This is a genomic window from Hymenobacter persicinus (assembly GCF_004167665.1).
Taxonomy (GTDB): Bacteria; Bacteroidota; Bacteroidia; order Cytophagales; family Hymenobacteraceae; genus Hymenobacter; species Hymenobacter persicinus.
The window spans coordinates 1-3973 of the sequence record NZ_SEWE01000090.1 but is presented as its reverse complement, the minus strand read 5'-3'; the positions used below and the strand labels follow the sequence as shown (position 1 = coordinate 3973).

Sequence of the window (3973 nt, the reverse complement as noted above, 5' to 3'; positions counted from 1 at the left end):
TGGATTACCCGACCATTCAGGGCTACCAAGCCGAACTGAACCAGGTGTATGCCCGCCTGGGCCGGCCGGCCCAAACCAGCCTGTTTACCTACGACGACGGCCACGGCATTTCCCGGCCCAAGCGGGAGGCGGCCGTGGCCTGGTTCCGGCAGTGGCTCTACCAGGAAAGCCCCCAGCCGGTGCAGGAAGGGAACCTGGCTACGCTCAGTGAAAATGAGCTGCTCAGCACAACTACGGGGCAGGTAGCTACCGCTTTTGCCCAGGAACAGCTGCTGCCCCAACGTCACCTCGGGCAGGCCCGGGAGCTGGCCGGGCGGCGCAAAAAGCTGCGCGGCCCGGCCCTTACCGCCGCCATAACCCGCCAGTTGCGCCTGCCCGCGTTGGCGGCTCTGGAGGCGCCGGTGCAGGTGGAGCGCCGCGAAACCGTGCAACCGAAAGGCGTGGCCCTGCAAAAGCTGATTTTGCGCCGCGAGGGGCAGGTGCCGCTGCCGGCCTTGCTGGCTTTGCCCGCCGGCTCGGCCCCGGTATCGAAAGTAGTGCTCTGGCTGCCCGACCAAGGCAAGCGCAGCCTAGCCGACAGCGTGGCCCTGCTCAATGGCTACCTGGCCCAGAACTGCGCCGTGCTGCTGGCCGACCTGCGCGGGCTGGGCGAAACCACCGACCCCGAGCAGTTCAACGATAAAAAGTACTTCAACCGCGAGTACCGCAACGCCCTCACGGCCCTGCAGGCCGGCCAGCCCCTGCTCGGGCAGCGGGTAACGGATATTTTCATGGCCCTGCGCTTCGTGCACCAGGAGCCCCGGCTGCGTGCTGCCCCCGTGGAGCTGTACGCCACCGGCCGCGCGGCCCCCGCCGCCCTGCACGCCGCCGTGCTTACTCCCGCCATTGCCCGCGTTTTCCCGTCCCAGACCATTACTTCCTTCGAGCAGATCCTGACCCAGCCCACCGATAAGGATTGGTATTCGGTAGTGGTGCCCGGCGTGCTTGAGTATTACGACCTGCCCGACCTAGCGGCCGCACTGGGGGCCAAACGGTTGCCGGCCGCGCCGGGGGCCGCCGCGAAAAAGTAGCCGCCCTAAGAAGCCCGGCGCCGGGGGGCGGCGCGTGTCAACGTTGCCGGGAACGTTTGCATAACTATTCTGCCCCGCGGCCGGCGCCGGGGCCCGGAATTGGGCTTACTTGCCGGCCCCGGCTGGGGTGTTCAGGTCCCAGCCTCCTGCCATACTCCCACCCGACCGCGCCGCCTGCTTATGACCACTCACCCGCTTAAATTCGTCAGTGCCCTGGGCCTGCTCGTGCTGCTGGCTTTCCGGCCCGCGCCGCCTGCCCGGCTCACGGTGTACCTGGTCGGCGACTCGACCATGGCCGACAAGCAGGAAAAGGCATTTCCCGAAACGGGGTGGGGGATGCCGTTCAAGTACTTTTTCGACGAGACGGTGACCGTGGACAACCGCGCCCAGAACGGCCGTAGCACCAAAACCTTCCTCACCGAAAACCGCTGGCAGCCCGTGGCCGCCGCCCTCCATCCCGGCGACTACGTCCTGATTCAGTTTGGGCACAACGACGAGGTGCCCACCAAGCGTAGCTACACCCCCGAGGCTGATTTCAAAGCCAACCTGCTGCGCTTCGTGGCCGAAACCCGGGCCAAAAAAGCCTGGCCGGTCCTCATCACGCCCGTGGCCCGCCGCAAGTTTGATGCCGCCGGCAAAGTGGAGGGAACCCACGCCGTGTACGCGGCCATCGTCCGCGGCGTGGCCAAGGAGCAGGCCGTTCCGCTCATCGACCTCGACCAGGAAAGCCAGGCCCTGCTCCAGCAGTTCGGCGTCGAAAACTCCAAGCTGCTGTTCAACCAGCTGTTGCCCGGCGAGCACCCTAATTACCCCGCCGGCCGCGACGACAACACTCACTTCAATGAGCTGGGCGCCCGCAAAATGGCCCAACTCGTGCTGGCCGACATCCGCAGCCTGAAGCTGGAGCTGGCCGACCACATCGTGCAGCGCGAGGTGAAAACCGCCGTGGACCCGCAGGCCCGGTAGGGCAGCCCTCCTTAACCCGCAACGGATATGCTTTCCCGTCTCGTCAACCGCCTGTGGCCCCTGAGTTTGCTGCTCCTGGTAGCCTTCGTGGGGGCGCCGCCCAAAAAGATCAAGCTCTACCTGATTGGCGACTCCACCATTGCCCAGAAAATCAAGCAGACCTTTCCCGAAACCGGCTGGGGCATGCCGCTGCCCACGTTTTTCGACTCCACGGTGGTTGTGGACAACCGCGCCGTGAATGGGCGTAGCACCCGCACGTTTCTGGCCGAAAACCGCTGGCAGCCCATTGTGGACGCCCTGCAGGAAGGCGACTACGTCTTTATCCAGTTCGGGCACAACGACGAATCGGAAGCCCACCCGGACCGCTACACGTCCCCGGCCGACTACCGCCTCAACCTGATTAAATTCGTGCAGGAGACGCGCCGTAAAAAGGCGTATCCGGTGCTCATCACGCCCGTCACCCGCCGCAAGTTCGATACGAGCGGCCGGCAGGTGGAAACCCACGGGCCTTATTCTGCCGCCACCGTGGCCGTGGCCCAAGAGCTGCGCGTGCCGCTGATTGACCTCGACAAAATGAGCCGGGAGCTGGTGCAGCAGTTTGGGGAAGAAAACTCCAAGCTGCTGTTTTTACAGCTCGCCCCCGGCGACCATCCCAACTACCCTTACGGCCGCCAGGACAACACCCATTTCAGCGAGCTGGGGGCCCGCAAGATGGCCCAGCTCGTGTTTGGCCAGGTGATGGCCCAGAAGCTGCCCGGCCTGTCGGAGCACCCGGAGCAGCCCACGGCCAAGAACGCCCTGCCGCCCGTACCCACCGCCAAAGACGCCCAGCCCACCACGCCATGAAGCACCTGCTGATACTGCTGAGCCTGAGTTTGCTGCTGGCCGGCCGGGCCTTTGGCTACGACTTCGTGGTGGCCCAGGACGGCAGCGGGCAGTATCGTACGGTGCAGGAAGCCTTCAACGCCGTGCCCGACTTCCGCAAGAAGGTGACGACCATCTTCATCAAAAAGGGCATTTACAAGGAAAAGCTGATCCTGGCCGGCTCCAAGCAGCTGGTTCACCTCATTGGGGAAGACCGCGAAAAAACGGTGCTCACCTACGACGACTACAACCAGAAGAAAAACATCTTCGGCGAGGACAAAGGCACCTCGGGCTCGGCCAGCATCTACATCTATGGGCCCGACTTCTCGGCCGAAAACCTCACCTTTCAGAACTCCTCCGGGCCGGTGGGGCAGGCCGTGGCCGTCTGGGTGGCCGGCGACAAAGCCCGGTTTAAGAGCTGCCGCTTCCTCGGGTTTCAGGATACGCTCTACACCTACGGCTACGGCAGCCGGCAGTACTACCAGGACTGTTACATCGAGGGCACCGTCGACTTTATCTTCGGCTCCAGCACGGCCTGGTTTGAGCAGTGTACCATTTTCTGCAAAACCGGTGGCTACGTCACGGCCGCTTCCACACCCGACACCACCCGCTACGGCTACGTGTTCAACCGCTGCCGCATCGTCGGCGACGCGCCCGCCGGCTCCTTCGTGCTGGGCCGGCCCTGGCGGCCGTTTGCCAAAACCGTGTTTCTGCACTGCGAGCTGGGCCCCCAAATCCGGGCCGCGGGCTGGGACCACTGGGACAAGGAAAGCAACAAGCAAACCGCCTACTACGCCGAATACCAGAGCACCGGCCCCGGCGCCGCGCCCCGGCAGCGGGTCGGCTGGAGCCACCAGATCAGTGCCGAGCAGGCCCGCGCCTACACCCGCGACGCCGTGCTGCGCCACTGGAATCCCACCCAAGAATAAGCCCTGACCCCATGCACCTTTCGAATCTGCTTCTGGCGGCGGGCCTGCTGCTGAGCGCTCCGTTGGCCGCCCAAACCACGGCCCCGGCCGCAAAACCCGCTACGCCCGTTGCGCCCGCCCCGCCCCAGGTCACGCGCATGACCG

Annotated in this window: 4 protein-coding genes; all 4 read left to right on the top strand. The window is 65.0% G+C overall.

The features are described from left to right. A partial coding sequence (locus EWM57_RS21285) for a hypothetical protein (protein ID WP_207218369.1) occupies positions 1-1070 on the top strand: 1070 nt, incomplete at its 5' end. 180 nt (positions 1071-1250) lie between these two features. Further along, positions 1251-2036, top strand: coding sequence for a rhamnogalacturonan acetylesterase (locus tag EWM57_RS20635; RefSeq protein WP_129923192.1), 786 nt, complete (start codon positions 1251-1253; stop codon positions 2034-2036). A 27-nt stretch (positions 2037-2063) separates the two neighbouring features. After that, positions 2064-2882, top strand: coding sequence for a rhamnogalacturonan acetylesterase (locus tag EWM57_RS20630; protein WP_129923191.1), 819 nt, complete (start codon positions 2064-2066; stop codon positions 2880-2882). Next, on the top strand, positions 2879-3829 hold the full coding sequence (locus tag EWM57_RS20625) for a pectinesterase family protein (protein WP_129922468.1): 951 nt from the start codon (positions 2879-2881) through the stop codon (positions 3827-3829). Before EWM57_RS20630 ends, EWM57_RS20625 begins: the two co-directional genes overlap by 4 nt. Positions 3830-3973 lie beyond the last annotated feature (144 nt).

Bases quoted from the DNA above. Each gene is read 5' to 3' on its own strand.
- EWM57_RS20635 (WP_129923192.1), top strand. From the start codon at position 1,251: ATGACCACTCACCCGCTTAAATTCGTCAGTGCCCTGGGCCTGCTCGTG.
- EWM57_RS20630 (WP_129923191.1), top strand. From the start codon at position 2,064: ATGCTTTCCCGTCTCGTCAACCGCCTGTGGCCCCTGAGTTTGCTGCTC.
- EWM57_RS20625 (WP_129922468.1), top strand. From the start codon at position 2,879: ATGAAGCACCTGCTGATACTGCTGAGCCTGAGTTTGCTGCTGGCCGGC.